Genomic DNA, 19,885 nt, shown 5'->3' with positions numbered 1-19,885 from the left:
CCCAATGCCCTATTGCCTATTGCCTATTGCCTATTACCTATTACCTGCAACCTATTACCTGTTTACCTGTTTCACCTGCTCCGCCCTGTCCACCACCAGCTCCGGGCTCCGGTGGTAGCCGATGCGTACACCGGAAAGGCAGACAAAGGTCTCGTCGGGCGGACGCGCCACCCCTTTGACCGTGTACACGTGAATGGAGCGGCCCTTGCCGTAGTGAAGCCAGCCGCCCTGGTACAGGCCGCAGACCTCGGCCACCACCTCATTGACCCGGGAGGCGTCGCTCAGATTCACGCCGTCGTCCACGGTGAGCAGGTGGGCCCCTGTGTCGGCCTTGCCCCGCACCTCCAGGTCGGTAAGGGACGTAATCTCACGAAGGCCGTAATAATCCTTTAAGCGCGTCACCGTCATATCGACGATCCACCCCGTTTCCAGGGCCTTCCCGGCCTTGTAGAGATAGATGGCCCGGCCCTTCGGAGACTTGACCACGGCGTTTGAACCCGCCTTGTATAGCACAACAACACCCCGGAGGCGATAGTTGGACGAACCGGCGGGCAGATTGTACAGATCCGCCACCGAGACGTCGGTGGGGAGCCGTTTTGGGGAAGGTTCACGGGAGATGATCTCGGGCTTGTGAACGGGCCTAAAGGGGCCGAGGCGAAACTCCGCGTAAACGGGAAGGTGATCGGAATACCCTCGGCCCTGGTGCCTGCCCCGGCCTCTGTCTCCGCGCTGCCAGCGAAAGATCTCGCCGTTTTTCATGAGGTGATTCGGAGCGTAGCGATGAAAAGAGCCGTCCACATAGCTGATCCCGTTGCCATCGTAGAGGGCGGCGGGCAGAAGGATGTGATCGAGACTCCCTTTCCTGCCGTGGTAGATGTAGCTCCACCTGTTCTCCGGAGACAGCTCCATCCAGAGGTCGTAATGCTTCCCCCGCCCTTTTTTCAGGCCCTCTTCCGAGACCATGGCGTCGTTAAAAACGGTTCCCAACAGGTGGTTGATGCCGGTTTTTCCATGGGTGTCGTTGAGGCGGGGTTCTTCCGGGAATCGCTGCCACTCGTTGTAATGGGCATTGAAATCCCCGGCAAGGATGTAATCGGTGCCCGAAGGCAACGTGGCGATATCGGCTGCCAGGGCTCGGGCGTAGAGCATGCGCTGGCTCTCCGGCCCCTGTTTGGACTTCCAGTGGTTGGCATACACCACCACCGGTGTCCCCAGTACATCCAGGGTGACCCGCAAGATGGCCCGCTGCTCCGGGCCGGGGATGATGTCCCGAACCTCGGACACGGGAAAACAGGAGAGCACCGCACAGCGTACGATGGAGGGATGCGTTGCCACAACGCCGTGGGCCAGGGGGTGGCCCGCGTTTAAAAGCTCCCTCTGGAGGCGCGCCAGGGCCTTGGGCGACTCTATCTCGGAGAGCACGGCCACATCGGCCCCTGCACCGGCCAGCACCGACGCGATATTGGCGTATTTTACCCGGGCCGTGGCTTCATTCCAGCCCATGGCCGTACCCGGAGTGTAGTCGGGGTATTCGCTGCCGCTCAAGGTAAGATCAAACAGATTTTCAACATTGTAGGAGACAAGGCGAAATCCTGCCGCCACCGGGGCGGATGCGCCCAACAGAATAACAAGGAGCCCGGCCAGGAGCCGGACAGTTGTCACAACCTTGCGAACCATGGAACTCCTGAATAATGAGATATCGTTGACTCAGTAGGCGACAGGAACGGTTTTCTCGCAGTCAAGGGTCCGCTCCAGGGTTTCATCGGCCACATCCTGACTGGCCTCAAACCCTTCGGCCCCGCTCAGCTCTCCCCAGACCCGGGTGTACATGGAGTAACAGACGGTATGAAACATGGCATGAATCAGGTGTTGTGCCGATACCTTCATGCCCTCTTCGTTGAATCCATCAGAAAAACGGGCGATCCCTTCGTAGCGGACCTTGAACCCGTGGAGTAACCTGAGAAAACGAACCGCTTCGGCCACCCGGCTGCGGTGGGCCTCCGAGGTGATGTTTTTCGCCTTCCAGGAGGCGATAAGGCGATGAATCTGATCGCTGCTGGCCCGCTTGAGGGTATCGGTGTTCTTCTCCCCTTGAAAAAAAGTCTGGGCCTCCACGAGCTGGTCCACCCGCGCTTCAAGGCCCATCTTGCAGAAGTCGATCTCTGTTTTGAGGACCTTCTGGTTTTTGCGAAGCACGATGACCTGAAACTCCGAGAGCGTCTCCCGATGCTCGGCGATCTTCTCTTCAAACTCTTCCAGGGCCTTCTTGAAATAGATGCGGCTCACGTATTCGTAGACCGAAGGGCCGGAGTCGTCATCGGCCACGGTGAGGATTCGGAGCACCTCGGGGATCAGCTGGGCCGACTCCTCGAACAGGTCTTTGCCCGTCACAACCTTGAATATCAGGGCCGCGGTGGCATACCAGTCCTGAAGCCTCAGGATCCGGGCCACCTCGCCAAAGTGTTCGCGAATCACATCGTTTCCGAAGAGATTGCTCGGGGTGGCGTACTTTGGGGTCCCCCCCAGAAGGGGCTGCTCAATGCGGCCCTTTTCCCCCATGGAGAGATAGGCGGCGGTCTCCACATCGATGATGCCGACCTTGAACTCCGTGGGGCTGGTGAGAAAGGTGGGGTAGTTTTCCGGGTCCCCCGCGATGAGCAGGTTGTCCGGCTTGATGTCCCGGATGGCGATATAGCGCTTGTTGAGACCGGCCAGAAGATCCAGCAGGTTCGTCACGATGCTGCCGATCATGGCCCGGCTCTTGACCGTGTTCTTCTCGAACAGGTAGCCGTGGATCATCTTCCGGTAATCGGTGATGGGCTCTGTGTGCTCAGCCATGGCCAGGGTGGCCCGGCTGTTGAGTTCATCCATGAAGGCGGCGGACAGGTTCTGGTCCGTGGTGGGAATGTTCCGGCCCGCAAGGAACTGAATAAACCAGGACCGGACACTGAAAATCGGCAGGGAAGAGCTGATCCCGAACTGCACGAGCAGGCGATTGACCTCATCCTCGAAAAAGTCGAACACCGCGGAGATCTTTCCGCAGGCAGAGGCCCGGTCCTTGCCGTATCGCCCTTCAAAATCATTGAGGTCCCACAAGATGTGCGGATGCCCCACGATCTCTTCCTCAATGGAAGCGCGGGAAATATGGATATCATCCAGCACCCGGCTCAGGAAATAGTACCGGGACAGGTCCATGAAAAAGGCAAAGGAGGGACCGATCATGAGGTGCTTCTGGAAGGCCGTGTTGCCGGAGAGGCGTCCCACGTGCCCCTTTTCGATCTCGGTGGCCGACAGGGAGGGGGTGCGGTTCGGGGCCAGAAGCTCCATGATCACCGACACGTTGGGTACCACACACTCGGTGGGGGCAAGGCGGGCCGCAAGGGAGTTGCCGTACACCAGCTCTTTGATGTAGACGTTGAAATCCGTGAGGGGTTTGGGGGGAATCTTCACCACGATGTAGCGGTCGTAGATCACGAACCATGTGTGGCTCCTGTGGGTCCCGGCCTCGCCCAAAGGGCCGATGGTGAGCCTGCGCGTATGCCACTCTCCGTCTTTGAGGACCCCCAGCTCGTAAATCACGCCAAAGGCGGCCCGCTGACCGTCCACGGGCTCAAACCGACAGGGGGCATCGTTTCCCGCCCCCACCTGGGCCCGGTAGATCTCCAGAAAGTGCTTGACCACATCCTCTTCCACGTAACGATACTCGATCTCCGCGGCCTCGTCGTGGCCCGGTTCGGAGACCGCCTTATCGGCAAACCCTTTCCTTCTGCCCCTTTTCCCCGGCTTGATGGACACAACCGTCCAGAGGCTCAGGAGAACAAGGGCCGCCACCAGGAACAGGGCCATGCCCTCCTCCGTAACCGGGGCGTCATTGTATATGAACAGGACAAAAAACGTGAGGGATTCGGCAACGGCACGAAGCCAGTGGTCTGCCACTCGCCAAAGGTGGTCTGTCTTCTCAGGGAAAAAAGAGACGGCGACAGCAACAAGAACAAATAAAAAAAGGATCCTTTTAAAGGATTTCATGGTGGTGTCCGCACTGAGGTGTAGGAGAAGTAATCGAACCGTCGCACTGAAGGCGACAAAACCAGCGCTGTCCCCTTATTCGTTGGCCCATCGCACGAAACTGACCGACATCGGATGCATCGCCTTAAAAAATCTCTGATTTTCTACGAGGCCGTCATGCCTTGATATGCTCTGGAACCCGTGCCTGACGCAACCAACCGGCACCTCCCTTATGTAACAGAATCCCCCAAAGGCAGCAACCCATTGACTTGAAATACGTTTGAAATGAAAGGAAAGGAGGAGGGGGTGTTGTACCCCGGCCAGGTCTCTGTACCGGGGCCACAACACGATCTATGGGAAAAGATTAAGGAAAAGGCGGCAGCCCGGTCATCGGGCATCGGCGGGCCGCGGGCTGTAGCAACGGGTCCACAGCGCTTCGTAGGCCTCGGTCTCCCTCGCCCAGCGCTCGTCGTCCCACTTCAACGGCTGTTGAACCACCTCCCGGATGGTCTCCATGAGGTCCAGCCCCCCGTTTTTCATGATCAGCCCCATCCGCACCCGCCGAAGCAGAAGATCGTCAAGGTGGCACACCGCCTCATGCTCGGCCGCGTAGGCAAGCTCCGCCCAGATATAGGGCGAGTCGGCGATGGGCTCCAGCCCGTGGGGAACGTCCAGGGCGAGCAAGTCCAGGGTCCCTTTGCCGTATCGGCTCCAGAGGCGCTTGTACGTCTCCTTGTCCAGGCCGTCCGGGGTGGTCCCCCTGCGTTCGGAAAAGACCGCGTCCCCCTCACCGGTGAGAGGATCTTCCCGGATAAAGGGCTGGGCAGCCTTGAGGGTATCCCAGGCCAGCCTGCGGAAGGTGGTGAGCTTGCCCCCGGTCACCGTTACCAGCCCGTGATCCACCCACACCGCGTGTTCCCGAGACTCCCGGGAGGCCTCCTTGCGGCCCTGGCTGAGTACCGGCCGCACCCCGGCAAAGGAGGTCAGGGCGTCGTCCCGCGTTACCTGTGCATCGGGGACCACGCGTTTTAAAGCGGCCAACAGGTAGTCGGCTTCATCATCGGAGATAAAGGGCTCCAAGTTCACGTCCCCGTCGTGGTCCAGATCCGTGGTGCCCAGAAGCACCACCCCTTCCCAAGGGATAATAAAAAGCGGCCGCTTGTCCACGGGGTGGAAGAAGCTGATGGCCTGGTCCACGGGGAGGGTCTGCCTGGAGAAGACAAGGTGACTCCCGCGCAGAGGCCGAAGGTGAACCTTGGACTCCGGTGACGGGTGCAAGGTTTCGGCCCAGACCCCGGTGGCGTTGACAACGGCCGGAGCCGCTACCTCCCAGGTCTTGCCGGTGGCCACGTCCCGCAGAGATACCCCGCGAACGGCCCCGTTCTCGTCCCGCAGGACGGACTGTGCCTCGGTGTAGTTCAGGGCGCGGCCCCCCTGGCGCGTGCCCTCGCCGATGAGCCGAAGCACCAGACGGGCGTCGTCCACCTGGGCGTCCATGAACAGGTACCCCCCTTTGAGCTTGCCGGTGTTGATCCCCGGAACCAACTCCTGCACCTTGCTGCTGCGAAGATACCGGTGGCGAAACTTCCCCGCGATGATGTCGTACACGGTAAGCCCTGCTGCCATGGCCGCCCTGCCCGGCCCCGAGGACTCGTAAAGGGGCATGAGAAAATCAACAGGCGAGACAAGCCCCTCGGCTTCGGTGAGGAGTCTCTCCCTCTCCTTCACCGACTCCAGGGTCAGCTTGAACTGGGCCTCCTTTAAGTACCGGAGCCCTCCGTGAATCAACTTGGAGGACCGGCTGGAGGTTCCCCAGGCAAAGTCTTTCTGTTCCACCAGGAGGCACCGGAGCCCATTTCGGACTGCTTCCCGGAACACCCCCGCGCCGGTGACGCCGCCACCGACAATGATCAAATCCACCCTGTTCTCTTCCTGCTGTCGTTCCATTGGTTCCCCTTCCCGGCCTGTCTCGTCACGTTCCCATCATGGACTTCCAGAGTGCGGATGCCTGTTCCATGGTCTGCCGCACCACCTCAGACGCCCCGTTGCAATCTTTTGCCTCCACCGCCTCAAGGAGGGCCTCGTAATACGCCGACGACTCCCTGCGGTGGGCATCCTCCTCGAAATAGAGGCCTCCCATATGAAGATACATCTCTCCAAAATCGTTTAAAATCATCCGATAAAACGGATTCCCGGACAGGTCCGCCAGGATCAGGTGCAAGCCCCAGTCGTAGGTCACATAGGCTTCGGAGGTCTCGTCAATCCCTTCGGCCTCCTTGAGATAGGCCAAAAGGCTGTCCCTCTCCTCCCACACGGCAAACAGGGCCATCCGGGGCATGAGGGCGGACCTCAGCTCAAGGAAATGGGAGACAAAGTCACTGGGAACGTACCCTTTGTGGCGTGTCAGGGTGGAGAGAATCCCCAGCCCCCCGGTTTTCAGGTAATCGTTCACCAGGGTCGGTTTGCCGTGGGCAATGGTGATCCACCCTTCGGTCTCCATCTGCTTCAAGGTCTCCCGCAAGGTCGGGCGGGTGACCCCGAGCTCTCCGGCCAGGGCCCGCTCCGCGGGCAGTGTGGAGCCCGGCGGGTAGGTTCCGTCGAGGATGGAGCTGACCAGCTTGTGTTCTGCAAACTTTGTAGGACGTAAAGGCCCGGCACTGTTGTTCATCGCACGCTCTCCTTCATTTTTTTCTTTGCAATGAAGCCGATATCTGGTAAGTGGTCATACCACTAGTCGTCATTCTGTGTCAAGACGACAACAGTCTGAATACCCGATTAAAAACAATTGCCATCGCAAAGTGAACATAAATAGCCTTGATCAGCCATGTTCGCACCACAGGCACAGCCCCGATGGCAAAGACCGGAGGGTATGGCCGCAACGCCTGCCCCTGACCGAGCCGATCCCCAAGGAGCCCCCATGACCCCTGTGATCCTCTCCATTGACTGCGGCACCCAGAGCATGAGAACCCTCCTCTTCTCCGGAGAGGGCACCCTCCTTGACAGCGAACAGGTGGAGTACGCCCCTTACTACAGCGAGCAGCCGGGCTGGGCCGAGCAGGACCCGGAACTCCTCTGGAAAAGCCTTGTGGCCGGATGCAAAGCCCTTTGTTCCCGCAAACCCGACCTCATGGCCGCGGTCAAGGGGGTGGGTGTCACCACCCAGCGGGCCACCATGATCAACGTGGACGCCCAAGGGACACCCCTGCGACCGGCCATCACCTGGCTGGACCAGAGAAAAGCAACTCCGGTCTTTACGCCCCCCTTTCCCGTGGGCCCCATTTTATCCGCCGTGGGGGTGGGTTCCATCCTCACCAAGGTGCAACAGGAAGGCAAGGGCAACTGGATCCGCCAGAACCAGCCCAAGATCTGGGAGAAGACCCACAAATATCTCCAGGTATCCGGGTTTCTGAATCACCGTCTCACCGGACGGTTCGCCGACTCCTCGGCCTCCCAGATAGGTCACATCCCCTTCAACTACAAAAAAAGCTGCTGGGCCTCCCGCTTCGACCCCTCGTCCCTGCTCTTTCCCATGGAAAGGGAAAAGCTGCCCGAGGTGGTCCCCCCCGGCGACGTGTTGGGTCACATCACCCCGGAGGCGGCGACGGCGACAGGCCTTGCCCAGGGCCTGCCCGTCATCGCCTGCGGGTCGGACAAAGGGTGCGAGACCCTGGGCATGGGGGTGCTCTCCGAAGAGACCGCCAGCCTGAGCTTCGGCACCACGGCCACGGTGCAGCTCTCCTCCAGGCGCTACTTCGAGCCGCTGCGCTTCATGCCCGCCTACCCCGCCCCGGTGCCCGGGCATTGGAACCCTGAAATCGAGATCTTCCGGGGCTACTGGATGATCACCTGGTTCAAGAATGAGTTCGCCCACAAAGAGGTGGCCAAGGCCGAAGTCAAAGGCATCGCCCCGGAAGCGGAGATGGACCGGCTCCTGGAAAAAGCCCCTCCCGGGGCCATGGGCCTCATGGTCCAACCCTACTGGGGGCCGGGCCTGGAGCACCCCAACGCCAAGGGGGCCATGATCGGATTCGGAGATGTCCACAAAAAAGAGCACGTCTACAAAGCGGTCATCGAAGGACTGGGTTATGCCCTCCTGGAAGGCCTGGAACGCCTGGAGAAAAAGACAAAAATTCCGGTGGAACGCCTTGCCGTGTCCGGCGGGGCCTCCCGAAGCGACCAGATCTGCCAGATCTCGGCCGATATCTTCAACCGGCCCCTGGTGCGGGGAAAAACCACGGAGACCTCGGGCCTGGGCGCTGCCATCGTCACCGCCGTTGGTTTAGGAATCTACAAAGACTTCCAGGGGGCCATCGACGCCATGGTGCACTACGACACCACCTTCGAACCGAGCCCCGACCGCACCGCCCTTTACAGAAAACTCTACCAACGGGTCTACAAACGCATCTACCCGCGCCTGGACCCCATTTACAAGGAGATCCGGGAGATCACCGGATATCCAGAATAGCAGAGGATTGCAAATGCTCCCTGGCTTCGCCCCTCCGCATGTGCGTACGGGCTACGCCCGAGAAAAAGAATTGTTTTTCCCATCGTTGCCCGGGGTAAAAAAATGGGCCTTTAACAAGTTTTTTCAAAAATATGCTCACGCACACAGATATCAACACACCAAGGAGACCTGCCATGAAACGAAAAAAGCCATCCTTTGAGCCCCAATGGCGAACCACCCCTCCGGAACCCGGAAGCTGGCGAGCCATCTTCAAATGGGGAGCCCCGGACGGGTTCAAGCACCCCAACGCCAAGCTGTACGCCATGCTGAAGGAGACCTTCGGCCTCTCGGACGACGCCTTTACCGCCCCGGTCTCCTCCGGTGACGACCTTGTCACCTTAGGTGAAAACACCCCTGCCATCGATCCAGAAACCATGGAGGCCTTCACCGCCATCAGCGGCGAGGAAAACGTTTCTATGAGCGACTACGACCGGGTGAAATACTCCACCGGCAAGACCATGGAGGAGATCTACGCCCTCCGGGATGGAACCCCCGAAAAAGTGGCGGATCTCATCGTTCACCCCCGCACCGAAGAGGAGATCTCCCACATCGTGGCCCTCTGCCACGAAAAAAAGATCCCCCTTCACGTCTTCGGCGGCGGCAGTTCCGTAACCCTGGGCCTCACACCAAAAAAAGGGGGCGTCACCCTGGTGATGGCCACCCACATGACCCGGGTGGTAGAGTTCAACGAGACCAACCAGACCATCACCGTGGAATGCGGTATCATGGGCCCGGCCCTGGAAGAGCTCCTCAACAACGCCCCCAACACCTTCAACACCCGCCACACCTACACCTGCGGCCACTTTCCCCAGTCCTTCGAGTTCTCCACCGTGGGCGGCTGGATCGCGGCCAAGGGATCGGGCCAGCAGTCCTCCTACTACGGCGACGCCGTGGACCTGGTTTTGGGCCAGACCTGCGTCACCCCTGCGGGTAAGGTCACCACCCTCGATTTTCCCAGCACCGCCACAGGCCCCATGGTCAACGACATCCTCAAAGGAGGAGAAGGGGCTTACGGGGTCTTGACGCGTGCCACCCTCAAGGTGTTCCGCCACACCCCCGAGACCCGCAAACGCTTCAGCTTCATCTTCCCCACCTGGCAGGACGCGGTGAACGCCACCCGGGAGATCTCCCAGGCCGAATGCGGCATGCCCTCGGTGTTTCGCATCTCCGACCCGGAAGAGACCTATATCGGCCTCAAGCAACACGGCATCGAAGGCACCCCGCTGGACACCTTCATGACGTTTCGAGGCTACAAATCCGGCCAGCGCTGCCTGCTCCTCGGCCACACCGAAGGGGAAAAGGGATTCTCCAAAAACGTCTGCAAAAACGTGCGACGCATCGCAAAGGCCAACGGAGCCATGAGCCTCACCGGCTACCCCGTCAAACTCTGGCAACACGGCCGCTTCAGCGACCCGTACCTGCGGGAGGACCTGAACGACTACGGTGTGGTCATCGACACCCTGGAGACCGGCGTCAAGTGGGACAACCTGCACAAGGTCCACATGGGCGTGCGCCAGTTTATCAAAAACCGCCCGGACACCCTGTGCATGACCCACTGCTCCCACATCTACCCCCAGGGGACCAACCTCTACTTCATCTTCATCGGCAAATTCGAAACCCGGGATGAGTTCGTGACCTTTCAACGGGGCATTATCCAAAGCATCGAGGAAAACGGCGGCACCCTCTCCCACCACCACGGCGTGGGCCGTATGATGGCCCCCCTCATGGAAAAACACCTCGGAAAGGGCCAAATGGACACTCTGAAAGCCTTAAAAAAACACTTCGACCCCAACAACATCATGAACCCCGGCGGCACCCTGGGCCTGGACGAGCCAACCGAGCCCTGACCCGAATTGCCCGAAGCACGCCAATAGCAGTAAGTTACAGCTTGTCCCCATGAGATATCCGGGCTAAGGGAGATCGGGACCTGTGCCCCCGCTCCCAACAAAAAACCGCCTCACCGAGTGACCCCACACCCGGAAGGCGGTTTTTTTATGGCAACGAGCCCGTTCGTTTTCTGCGCAAGCCCAATGCTTTCACATCACCCCGGCACCCCAGGAGAAAACCCCATATATTTGAGTCTTTTACTTCATAGACCCCGCCCTTGATTTCACCTATATTAAATACCGAAGTAAATCCCCTCATCAACAGCATTCCCCCTTAGAGAACAGGTGGACTTTCCCAGAGTCCGCCTGTTTTCTTTTTAGGGTGTCGGCAACTCATCTCCCCCCCCGTGTACTCACGCCCCCATCACACACACCAACATTCCGCCGATCCACGTAGGATGGGCAAAGCGAAGCGTGCCCATCGAGCACCCCGAAGCCCCCTCACACCAGACCCGCCGCCACCCATACCGACACAAAATCGATAGGTTACGATCCCACACAATTCCCGCCCCCCAAACCAACACCCCTCCACCCACGTAGGATGGGCAAAGCGAAGCGTGCCCACCTAACGCCCCGCCCTTCTCCCAACGTCACAATCAAACACAAATATTCCCCGACATCACACCACAAAAATCAAAACTCGTTTTTAAATTGAATGTTCACGATTTCAGGCGTATGACTAAGAACGTTAATCAATCGAAATGTAGCGTCAATTTCGGACACTGCCACCTTTCGATAGAACACACTGAGTTGATCCAACTGCGACCGCAAAAAAATAGTCCTATAAAACAATCAAACTGGAAAATGCACTTTTTCACAGATATACCAACTTTATTGGGCAAAAAGGTATCATAAGACAGATTGAACGATTATATACGCACAAACGCACAATAACCCACGTTAACGACAGTTTATGATGCATTTGATCGTTTTATTGAGTGATAATGCACCATAATATATGTTAGCGTTCAGTTGGATATGGAAGTATTGATATGATTTCGATTACAAAGGCAAAGTTATCGGATGCTCCTGAAATTTGGAGAATTCAAAAATCCGCATTTGAGGGGCAGGCAAAAATTTACTATAATTACAAGTTGCCACCATTGGTCCAAACTTTGGAATCATTGAAAGATGAGTTTGAAAGCAAGGTATTTTTAAAAGCCGAATTCGATAGCAAAATAATAGGTTCTGTACGTTTCACGATTGATGGTAATGCAATTGAAATAGAACGTTTGATTGTAGATCCAAATTTTCAGAATCAAGGCGTTGGAACAGCCTTGATGAAACGAGTTGAGCAAATTGCTGATAAAAAAGTTACCTTCAAATTATTTACCGGAATAAAAAGTAGTCGAAACATCCATCTTTATGAAAAATTGGGCTACAAGACTTATACCCAATCAGAAACACCACAGGGCATTGGACTGCTCCATATGCAAAAATTGCCTCGCTAACAAACACTTGCACGCCGACCGGGCGCAAGTTCAACTTTTCGTGCCTGCACGTTGCCCGGAATTTTTCAAATATCAAACACTGTCGTACTTCGGCGCCCGTCGGGTGAAGTGTGGCGTTATATTTCAAAAGGGAAACATGAGTATTCAAGAAGTAACAAAAGAAAATCATCAAGAATTAATCGTTATCTGGGAAGCTTCCGTCAGGGCAACCCATGAATTTTTACCAGAGGAAAAAATTGCAGAGTTGAAGCCTCTGATTTTGGAACAGTATTTTGATGCTGTTGATTTGCGGTGCTTTAAAGACCGTAACAATAGGATATTAGGATTTATAGGCGTCGCTGATTCGAATATTGAAATGTTATTTTTAGATCCGAATTATATTGGTCAAAAAATCGGTCGAAAGCTAACTGAATTTGCAATTGAGAACCTTGGTGCATCAAAAGTTGACGTAAACGAGCAGAACCCTAATGCAATAGGGTTTTATCAACGAATGGGGTTTGTGCAAACAGGTCGCTCTGACCTTGATGGGCAGGGCAATCCTTTTCCTTTAATACACATGAAATTTAAGGAAATATAACCATTTAATTAAGCGTACGCAAAAAGCCGCGCCGCTTATCAAAACGTTAAATGCATATTTCGAGCAATGAAATGTAATATAGAATACAAAGATTGTGTTGTAGGTTTATCGGCTGAATGTGAAGCTGTTCTCAGATCACTCCCAGAGTGGTTCGGAATTGAATCCTCCTTACAATCCTATCTTCGTGATATCCATGTTATGGATACTTATAGTGCTTGGTATGAAAACCATTTAATTGGGTTTATTACGGTAAATAATCACTTTTCAGAATCAGCTGAACTCCATGTCCTGGGGGTGCACAAGCAATTTCATGGAATCGGCATTGGTAGTTCGTTATACAATCATGTTGAACGTGAACTAAAAAGAAAAAACATCAAATATGTTCAAGTAAAAACACTAAGCCCTACAGTTAAAAATCCCGAATATCTAAAAACTCTAAAATTTTACACAAAACATGGATTTACCCCACTCGAAGACACAAGTGCTTTCTGGGGTAAAAATACACCATGTTTACAAATGATAAAAAGCATTTAACATTAAGGATTGCTCGTGACCGAAGGTCACATCAATCCTTTGTTCAAGAAGCCCGGTTTTCGGTACTCGATGGTCTTATAGGGTATTGCTTTTCAGCAAACAGGCGGGAGCCCGCCTCTGAGTTGCGAGATGGGCTGCTTCATTGACGTGATGTGGTGACTCGTCGCATCGGTTTCACTGATTTGTCTCGTGTTTTGTGGCTCGGCGTGCCCCCTGCTTTGGCGTGTCCACACCTCAAGGCGCACCCCAAGGGCTCTGATCTTTAGCATGAACTCCATCACTTCAAGTGTCTGTCGCCTGGGGCGTCGGGAACCTTTCTTTTTGTAAGTGATGGTCACCTCAGTATTAACTTGTTAATAAAATTGAAATGTGCTGTTTGTGGCCTTAGTATAATCATAGTTGTAAAAAAGGAGCTAATTGAGACTGTCAAATAAACTGTGTATCTGGCGTTTAAATCAAAGAGGGACTCTCCCCTCAAATACAATCGAAAAATAGTTGAGAGCAGCAGCCCAGTCCCTGATGGGGCGCGACCACTTCTCAGAAGCCTTTAATATCGCCAGATACAAAACCTTTCGCACTGAATCCTCTGTTGGAAAAGCTGCCCGTTTCTTTGTAATTTTCTTCAATGATGCGTTCAAAGATTCGATAGCATTTGTCGTATAAATGACTTTACGTATCGGTTCTGGGTAACGGAAGAACGGCGCTATATTTTCCCATTTAGAACGCCATATTTGGCCGATAATTGGGAACCTTTCTCCCCACTCTTGCTCAAATTGATCCAAAGCTCTCAAACCAGCTTCTTCTGTGGGTGCAGTGTAGATTTCCTTTAAACTCTTTACGACGTTCTTTCGCTCTTTCCAACCAACGTATCTCAAAGAATTACGCACCATATGAACGATACAGAGCTGGACTTCCGTCTGAGGAAAGACGTTCCCAATGGCTTCAGGAAAGCCCTTTAAGCCGTCAACACAAGCGACCAAAATATCTTTTACCCCTCGGCTTTGAAGCTCAGTGAGGATGCCAAGCCAAAATTTTGCACCCTCAGCCTCTCCAATCCAGAGGCCAAGAAGCTCTTTGTTACCTTCAAGGTTTACACCCAATGCCAGATAAACAGCTCGATTTTCAACATGGCTGCCTTTACGAATTTTTAGATATATTGCATCCAGGTAAACGATGGGGTAGACCGTATCCAACGGACGAGACTGCCACTGGCGAACATCATCTATGACGCTGTCGGTCACATTGCTGATCAGTGTCGGGGATACTTCAACACTATAGAGATCTTTGAGATGGCCCTGGATCTCTCTCACTGTCATTCCGCGAGCATATAGTGCAATGACCTTGTCATCAAACCCTGGAAGCCTTTTTTGGCGCTTTCTGACTAACTGAGGTTCGAAATCACCATCTCGATCCCTGGGAACCTCAATATCAAGTGAACCTCGATTCGTTACAATTGTCTTTTTTGTATTGCCATTACGGACGTTTGTCGAGCGACTCTTTTGGCGTTCATTCTTCTGGTAGCCGAGATGATCGGTCAGCTCGCCTTCCAAGGCGCGTTCCACAAGGCGTTTGGTTAAATTCTCAAGAAGTCCATCTTTATTAAATAGTTCTTTAGGGTCTTCATCTTTGAGCAGCTCATCTAAAAGTGCATCTATACGACTCTGCTTTTTGGCCATGGTGACATTCTCCTTTCAGGAGGTTAATACCACAGCCAGATACACAGATAAATTTACACTCTCAGCTAATTTGTGGTGGGTCTTATAATTATCATATCGGTTTTTATCTTTTTGGTTTTTGTTTTTGTTTCCATGTTTACTACGAACAAAAAGCGCGAAAAAGCAGCAATAACAAGTATAACTAATATTGAAATGGAATTGATTCAAGTTAGAAAGGACATAGTTTTTATTACTGGCTCTCAGATTGAAGGGCGTGAAGTTCTAAGTGTTATTGGTGGTGTACGTGGTATCTCTAAAACGCAAGCTACAGGGGCTGCGGAGTTCGAACTAAGTGAAAAAGAAGCACTACTAAGTCTCCTAAATGAAGCTCGACAGTTAGGGGCAAATGGCGTTGTAGATGTCCAACTAAACACTGGAACGTATGAAAAACAAGGCTCAAGGTGGCAAGTGTCGCAATCAATATACACGGGTACAGCTGTGTTATTGGAAGACATCTAATTTGGCTTTTTCAACTCTGAGAACAGACATATAATCGGGTAGCCGGGGGTTTCTCGCCCCCAGCCCCCACACCACCCGGCATGCGGGTCCGCACCGGGCGTTTCATAAAGATATCAGGGCCGTAGCCAGGAAAAAGTGTTAAAAAACGAATCTTATACCAAGATGACGGTTTCCACTTTTAACCCTTCAAGGGCACGTAACCCACGCCGCGCCTGTTCCATACTCCTCCTGTCGGATTTATTGTAGCAGCAGAACTTATGGTTGCACCGTTGTTCTTTATGTTCGGTCCTTTGGCAGGGTGAGTCCTCCAGCGATTACCTCGGGGTGTCCCGCGGCTCGTTTCCTTGGCCTTCGCGGAACAATTGAACACCATTTCAGACCTACTATGACCTCTGCTGACTCCTGAACGATCACCCCCCGTGTTACCACGACGGGCGCTGCTGCCCTATGCAGCCGCGATGTCGGTCAAGTCTACCCGGACTCTTTTCAGCCCTCCCTTGAGGGGTGTAATTGCGTGATCTGTCTCTACACAACCGCAGCATTTACCATATTTCCTTGAATCCTGGACTTTTTCATGTTGTGCTTACTCATCCAGAGACTTGGCCTTGTATGTTGTTTCTGTTCGTCGGCTCACAGGTTTGCCGTAGAGTTATCACTCCCTCCGGTCGTTCTCGCTGACGCTCGTGATTCCGCTCCATCTCCTTCAGACGGCACCTCCCGATGCCGCCCTTGTCTTAAGATAGTACTTATGCTAAACCGTTGTTTGATCAGCAAGATTCACGCACAGAGGACTTCCCGGTTAAACTTCTGGGTGACCTCATAAGATTACGCCCATGCCTGGCGTTCACAAATCATTACACCGGATCGGGCTACAGCTTCACCTCGTTGAGCACCACGGTTTCGAGCAATTTTGGCATATTCACCGCTGTCGGTCTGCGCCGCCCTCACCGGTGAATTCAAGCGTTAGGCAACATAAAGTTGGTGAGTATGGGTAAGAAAAGCAGATTAAAAAAAGAAAGAAGAAAGCTTAAAGCCGCTCAAATTTCGCAAACGATGTTGTTTTCAAAACTGGTATCGTTAGATGGGTATAATGAACCAATTTATAGATTCTTTCCTGAACAGTGGCAAGCAGAGGATTTGTGCCAAGGTAAGGTATGGCTCAGCACTTTGGAGACATGTCGGGAATATGAGGATCCATTACAAGGTGATCCTGAAGAAGCTACACATACATATCAGTCCGGTCATATTGTTGGTGGTAGTTCAGATGCCGCTTTTGTCGAAATGGCTGCACGTAGCGGTATACATATCGGCGAGGGATGCTCCAACATTACTATCAGTAACGCTACCCATATACAAAAGCTACCAGATGCTTTTGTACTATGTGCAACTAAAGAATTTAAACCGGAAAACTTGTCCAATACTTTTGGAAATTACTGCGTAAAAATATCTAACCCTTTAGAATTATTCAAGTACATCTCTATTGAGCTCGATAAGCTCGTTAAAATTCGAGATGGCGGAATGGGTTTAGTCCAATATAAGGACCGTTTTTACACGGGGCTTGAAACCCCACCGGGGCCTATTGGTTTTGTCAAACCAAGCGACCAGTATTCACCTCAAAAAGAGTTCCGATTGCTTTGGGTTCCCCAAGAAACGACTACAATTGACCCTTTTTTACTTGAATGTCCAAACGTGGCAGACCTATGCAGTACAGTTGCCTAACAATTCGCTAAACTCGGATCGTCAAAACGTTATAAGCCAAAATATGAAATTTATAAAATTAATGCCGGATTATAATTGCCACCCTTTGTGGCATTATAAAGGTAAAGATATAGGAAATATTAATCCAAATAGTTTACCTTTATCTAAAGAGCTAATCTATTCTCTGGAACAATGGGCAAAAACATATGATACGACTTTAAACACAGAGTACCCACCTGAATCTGCTTTTGTATCAGGCAATGAAGAGCAGCATTTTGTCGACAAAGGATTCTTGCTTGCCAAACAACTACAAACAGAATTGGGTTCAGATTATAAAGTTGCTTATTATCATATCTTTTTAAATAAAATAGTCGACATCAGCTTATAACAATTGACTCATGGCCTCCCCCAAAAAGCTGGCCATATCTTTCGCAAATTCAACAGCATTCCCTATCAACTATTTGGGGCAGCTTAGCCACGTGTTGGGACACAGGAACATTCTTTAATGAACGATTGGATCGATCAGCAGGCCACATTACTGCGCGCCTTGCAGGGATGCAACATCCGGCAATGGGTTGGAATCGAGATGGCTGTACGAGAAGTCGGTTTGGATGGACGACCACAATGGTACGATGATTCAATTCAGGCTCTACAGCTTGATCGTCTTGATTTAGTCTTATCAAACGACGAAGTTAGATCAATCGTTACTTATCAAAATAATACGCATTGGGGTTTGTGTCGGCGCGATAATCTACCTCCATCAGAGTTGGGGTCGTCAACACCAGATAACATCTACAGAGAGCGCACCTTAAGTGAATTGCCCTTAGGTGTTGTTGATTCCGTTGAACTTTTTTTTGACGAAAATGGTGATGACGACATTTCTGAAGTACAATTAATAATAAACGGCCATACTGTATCTATAAAAGCAGCCGAGGTATATGAACAGGTTGACGGCTCACTAAAGATCGTCTTTTCTGACGAAAGTATTCTGGTCCAAGTGGAAACAGAAAGGCCCAATTAGGGTAGCCGGGGGTTTCTCTTCCCCCAGCCCCACACCACCCGGAGGGCGGTTCACGAAGATATCCGAGAGTAGCCAACGAGTAGTTAAAAGAGCTGATCTTGTAATAAGTTGACGGTTCTCCTTTTGACCTACAATGGCACGTAACCCACGCCGAGCATGTTTCAGAATCATCCTGTCGAATTCATAGTAGAAGCAGAGCACATGGTTGCACCTTTGTTCTTCATGCTCGGCCCTTCAGTGGGATAAGTCCTCCAGCGATTACCTCGGGGTGTCTCGCGGCTCGTTTCCAAACGTCACTCCGTCAATGACGTATTCTTACACCTACTATGACCTCTGTTGATTCCTGTTCCATCACTGCCTGTGTTACCACAATCAGCGCTGCCATACGGCCGCAAAGTCGAACAGGCCTCCCCGGACTCAGTTTAGTACCCCCTTGAGGGGTGTAAGAACGTAATCTTTCTTTACACAACCGCAGCATTTCCCATATCTCCTCGAATCCTGGACTTCGTCATGTTGTGCTGACTCATCCAGAGACTTGGCCTTATATGCTGTTTCTGTTCGTCGGCTCAAAGGTTTGACGTAGAGTGACCACGCCCTCCGGTCTTTCTCGCTGGCGCTCGTGATTCCGCTACGCTTCATCTCCTCCAGACGGAACCTCACGATGCCGCCCTTGCCTTAGGATAGCGCTCATGCTAAATCATTGTTTAATAGGAAGAATTCAGCCACAAAGGGCTTCCCGGTTAAACTTCCGGGTCACCTCATAAGATTACACCCATGCCAGGCGTACACAAATCGCTAAACTATAATTGCCAAAAGCCGCGCCGCTTCGCTCTGCAACTTTTGGCAACCGGTTAGCTCAAATGTTATGCCTTAAAGGAGGTCAAATGAGCACTTTAAAGCTATGGGATATTCACTTGAAATACGATGGACAAATAACGGATGAGTTTATGGATGGTAACCGTAAGTTGGCCGAGAGCATTGCTGAAGAGCCTGGCGTCATCTGGAAAATATGGACCCACGAAACCGGCACGAACCACTTTGGCTCTACTTACCTATTTAAAAATTTAGAGTACCTTGAAAAATATCGGGAAATGCACATCAAACGGCTTAACGCTATTGGCATCACTGACATCACGGAACATGTTTTTGACATATTAGAAGACCTTTCACGAATAAATCACGCCCCGTTGGAGACAAAAGAATGAGCATGAAGTCTCTACTCGTTATTCACGCCGTAATATACGCTATGTTTGCCATCGTATTGTTCTTTATTCCAGATACCCTCTGGCCATTGTATGGTGTGAGCGTGAACGATCAATATGCCCGTTTTCTGTCTCAACACAACAGTATCTTCCTTGGTGGAATTGCCATTATAGCGCTATTGTTTAGTCGTACTGAGTCAGATGGTGTCTCTACAAGAATACTTGTTACTGGGTTGCTCTGGACAAATTTGCTCGGCGTTGGAGTTACTTTATATGCTTGTTTAATCGAGGTCTTTATCGGTTTTGGCTGGTCCGATCCAGCGTTCTTTGCGTTGATGGCGGGGTTATGTGTGTGGAGCTTGCGGAAAAAGTAGTAACAGGCATACACTCAGGCACCAAAAAATGCTGCTCGTTTTTCGCTCTTCTTTTTGCTGCCAGTGATGTGAATGTTTACAACACAAAAAAACTAATATTATGAGAATATTAAGCATTTTTGATCACTTTTGTACAAGTATCCAATCCAAATCAAAGTTGCTCTTCCATTATGAGCTCATAAGTGGTTGGTTCAATATTGTGGGCTGGACAGCATTGTCTGCAACGATAATTGCTTTATCTCAAAGTTCAAAATCGGTCGTTCTATTTTGCGTTGGGGTGTTTTCAGCTATTCTCGTTTTTTTATATGGGTGGAATTTATTTTTTTCTACTTTAGAGAAATTTATCGACTCAGGCGTAAAATTAACCTTTTTTAAAAAATCAATCATTGTCGCAATCAGTGGATTAATCCCCCTATTTTTGGAGTTTTATATCTACAAAACAATAAAACACATTGTACA

General features: G+C 52.1%; 16 protein-coding genes. 11 read left to right on the top strand and 5 right to left on the bottom strand.

The features are described from left to right. Positions 1 to 54 precede the first annotated feature (54 nt). The 4 genes from ACOYW0_RS22175 to ACOYW0_RS22160 all read right to left on the bottom strand — a co-directional run bounded on the left by ACOYW0_RS22175 (position 55) and on the right by ACOYW0_RS22160 (position 6,673). Positions 55 to 1,677 (bottom strand): endonuclease/exonuclease/phosphatase family protein, encoded by a 1,623-nt coding sequence (locus tag ACOYW0_RS22175; protein WP_482415934.1) that lies wholly within the window; start codon positions 1,675 to 1,677, stop codon positions 55 to 57. 30 nt (positions 1,678 to 1,707) lie between these two features. Continuing rightward, positions 1,708 to 4,026: a protein kinase family protein gene (locus ACOYW0_RS22170; protein WP_482415933.1), complete on the bottom strand. Its 2,319-nt coding sequence runs from the start codon at positions 4,024 to 4,026 to the stop codon at positions 1,708 to 1,710. Positions 4,027 to 4,392: 366 nt separating this feature from the next. Beyond that, the gene (locus tag ACOYW0_RS22165) at positions 4,393 to 5,952 is read right to left on the bottom strand and encodes a glycerol-3-phosphate dehydrogenase/oxidase (RefSeq protein ID WP_482415932.1); all 1,560 of its coding nucleotides are present in this window, start codon (positions 5,950 to 5,952) and stop codon (positions 4,393 to 4,395) included. A gap of 25 nt (positions 5,953 to 5,977) precedes the next feature. Next, complete coding sequence (locus tag ACOYW0_RS22160; RefSeq protein ID WP_482415931.1) at positions 5,978 to 6,673, bottom strand: GntR family transcriptional regulator; 696 nt, start codon at positions 6,671 to 6,673, stop codon at positions 5,978 to 5,980. 249 nt (positions 6,674 to 6,922) lie between these two features. Here ACOYW0_RS22160 and ACOYW0_RS22155 point away from each other — a divergent pair, with 249 nt between their 5' ends. The 5 genes from ACOYW0_RS22155 (at position 6,923) to ACOYW0_RS22135 (ending at position 12,957) form a co-directional block, all read left to right on the top strand. Next, positions 6,923 to 8,470, top strand: a complete 1,548-nt coding sequence (locus ACOYW0_RS22155) for an FGGY-family carbohydrate kinase (protein ID WP_482415930.1) — start codon at positions 6,923 to 6,925, stop codon at positions 8,468 to 8,470. A 173-nt stretch (positions 8,471 to 8,643) separates the two neighbouring features. Continuing rightward, positions 8,644 to 10,356 carry an FAD-binding oxidoreductase gene (locus ACOYW0_RS22150; RefSeq protein WP_482415929.1) on the top strand — a complete coding sequence of 571 codons (1,713 nt, stop codon included), beginning with the start codon at positions 8,644 to 8,646 and terminating at the stop codon, positions 10,354 to 10,356. A gap of 1,031 nt (positions 10,357 to 11,387) precedes the next feature. Then, positions 11,388 to 11,846: a GNAT family N-acetyltransferase gene (locus tag ACOYW0_RS22145; RefSeq protein ID WP_482415928.1), complete on the top strand. Its 459-nt coding sequence runs from the start codon at positions 11,388 to 11,390 to the stop codon at positions 11,844 to 11,846. 136 nt (positions 11,847 to 11,982) lie between these two features. Continuing rightward, positions 11,983 to 12,423 carry a GNAT family N-acetyltransferase gene (locus ACOYW0_RS22140; RefSeq protein ID WP_482415927.1) on the top strand — a complete coding sequence of 147 codons (441 nt, stop codon included), beginning with the start codon at positions 11,983 to 11,985 and terminating at the stop codon, positions 12,421 to 12,423. Positions 12,424 to 12,489: 66 nt separating this feature from the next. Beyond that, positions 12,490 to 12,957, top strand: a complete 468-nt coding sequence (locus tag ACOYW0_RS22135; RefSeq protein WP_482415926.1) for a GNAT family N-acetyltransferase — start codon at positions 12,490 to 12,492, stop codon at positions 12,955 to 12,957. Between the two features lie 455 nt (positions 12,958 to 13,412). On the opposite strand, the gene ACOYW0_RS22130 is transcribed toward ACOYW0_RS22135, so the two are convergent. After that, positions 13,413 to 14,633: an IS256 family transposase gene (locus ACOYW0_RS22130; RefSeq protein ID WP_482415925.1), complete on the bottom strand. Its 1,221-nt coding sequence runs from the start codon at positions 14,631 to 14,633 to the stop codon at positions 13,413 to 13,415. A 75-nt stretch (positions 14,634 to 14,708) separates the two neighbouring features. Between ACOYW0_RS22130 and ACOYW0_RS22125 the strand changes: the two genes are divergently transcribed. The 6 genes from ACOYW0_RS22125 to ACOYW0_RS22100 all read left to right on the top strand — a co-directional run bounded on the left by ACOYW0_RS22125 (position 14,709) and on the right by ACOYW0_RS22100 (position 19,426). Continuing rightward, positions 14,709 to 15,131 (top strand): heavy metal-binding domain-containing protein, encoded by a 423-nt coding sequence (locus ACOYW0_RS22125; protein WP_482415924.1) that lies wholly within the window; start codon positions 14,709 to 14,711, stop codon positions 15,129 to 15,131. Positions 15,132 to 16,118: 987 nt separating this feature from the next. Then, positions 16,119 to 16,850 (top strand): hypothetical protein, encoded by a 732-nt coding sequence (locus ACOYW0_RS22120; protein ID WP_482415923.1) that lies wholly within the window; start codon positions 16,119 to 16,121, stop codon positions 16,848 to 16,850. Between the two features lie 43 nt (positions 16,851 to 16,893). Further along, positions 16,894 to 17,217 carry a hypothetical protein gene (locus ACOYW0_RS22115; RefSeq protein ID WP_482415922.1) on the top strand — a complete coding sequence of 108 codons (324 nt, stop codon included), beginning with the start codon at positions 16,894 to 16,896 and terminating at the stop codon, positions 17,215 to 17,217. Between the two features lie 117 nt (positions 17,218 to 17,334). Then, positions 17,335 to 17,850, top strand: coding sequence for a hypothetical protein (locus ACOYW0_RS22110; protein ID WP_482415921.1), 516 nt, complete (start codon positions 17,335 to 17,337; stop codon positions 17,848 to 17,850). Positions 17,851 to 18,734: 884 nt separating this feature from the next. Further along, complete coding sequence (locus ACOYW0_RS22105; RefSeq protein WP_482415920.1) at positions 18,735 to 19,055, top strand: monooxygenase; 321 nt, start codon at positions 18,735 to 18,737, stop codon at positions 19,053 to 19,055. Beyond that, entirely contained in the window at positions 19,052 to 19,426 is a 375-nt protein-coding gene (locus tag ACOYW0_RS22100) for a hypothetical protein (protein WP_482415919.1), read from the top strand. The genes ACOYW0_RS22105 and ACOYW0_RS22100 overlap by 4 nt, the downstream gene beginning before the upstream one ends. The last annotated feature ends 459 nt before the right edge of the window (positions 19,427 to 19,885 follow it).

The sequence above is a fragment of the Desulfoluna sp. HI9BLuna genome (assembly GCF_056829775.1).
This window is presented reverse-complemented; position numbering and strand designations above follow the sequence as displayed.

Excerpts from the sequence above, each read along its gene's own strand:
- ACOYW0_RS22140 (WP_482415927.1), top strand. The coding sequence starts at position 11,983 with ATGAGTATTCAAGAAGTAACAAAAGAAAATCATCAAGAATTAATCGTT.
- ACOYW0_RS22130 (WP_482415925.1), bottom strand. The coding sequence starts at position 14,633 with ATGGCCAAAAAGCAGAGTCGTATAGATGCACTTTTAGATGAGCTGCTC.
- ACOYW0_RS22145 (WP_482415928.1), top strand. The coding sequence starts at position 11,388 with ATGATTTCGATTACAAAGGCAAAGTTATCGGATGCTCCTGAAATTTGG.
- ACOYW0_RS22135 (WP_482415926.1), top strand. The coding sequence starts at position 12,490 with ATGAAATGTAATATAGAATACAAAGATTGTGTTGTAGGTTTATCGGCT.
- ACOYW0_RS22100 (WP_482415919.1), top strand. The coding sequence starts at position 19,052 with ATGAGCATGAAGTCTCTACTCGTTATTCACGCCGTAATATACGCTATG.
- ACOYW0_RS22175 (WP_482415934.1), bottom strand. The coding sequence starts at position 1,677 with ATGGTTCGCAAGGTTGTGACAACTGTCCGGCTCCTGGCCGGGCTCCTT.
- ACOYW0_RS22165 (WP_482415932.1), bottom strand. The coding sequence starts at position 5,952 with ATGGAACGACAGCAGGAAGAGAACAGGGTGGATTTGATCATTGTCGGT.
- ACOYW0_RS22105 (WP_482415920.1), top strand. The coding sequence starts at position 18,735 with ATGAGCACTTTAAAGCTATGGGATATTCACTTGAAATACGATGGACAA.
- ACOYW0_RS22115 (WP_482415922.1), top strand. The coding sequence starts at position 16,894 with ATGAAATTTATAAAATTAATGCCGGATTATAATTGCCACCCTTTGTGG.
- ACOYW0_RS22160 (WP_482415931.1), bottom strand. The coding sequence starts at position 6,673 with ATGAACAACAGTGCCGGGCCTTTACGTCCTACAAAGTTTGCAGAACAC.
- ACOYW0_RS22110 (WP_482415921.1), top strand. The coding sequence starts at position 17,335 with ATGAACGATTGGATCGATCAGCAGGCCACATTACTGCGCGCCTTGCAG.
- ACOYW0_RS22155 (WP_482415930.1), top strand. The coding sequence starts at position 6,923 with ATGACCCCTGTGATCCTCTCCATTGACTGCGGCACCCAGAGCATGAGA.
- ACOYW0_RS22170 (WP_482415933.1), bottom strand. The coding sequence starts at position 4,026 with ATGAAATCCTTTAAAAGGATCCTTTTTTTATTTGTTCTTGTTGCTGTC.
- ACOYW0_RS22150 (WP_482415929.1), top strand. The coding sequence starts at position 8,644 with ATGAAACGAAAAAAGCCATCCTTTGAGCCCCAATGGCGAACCACCCCT.
- ACOYW0_RS22120 (WP_482415923.1), top strand. The coding sequence starts at position 16,119 with ATGGGTAAGAAAAGCAGATTAAAAAAAGAAAGAAGAAAGCTTAAAGCC.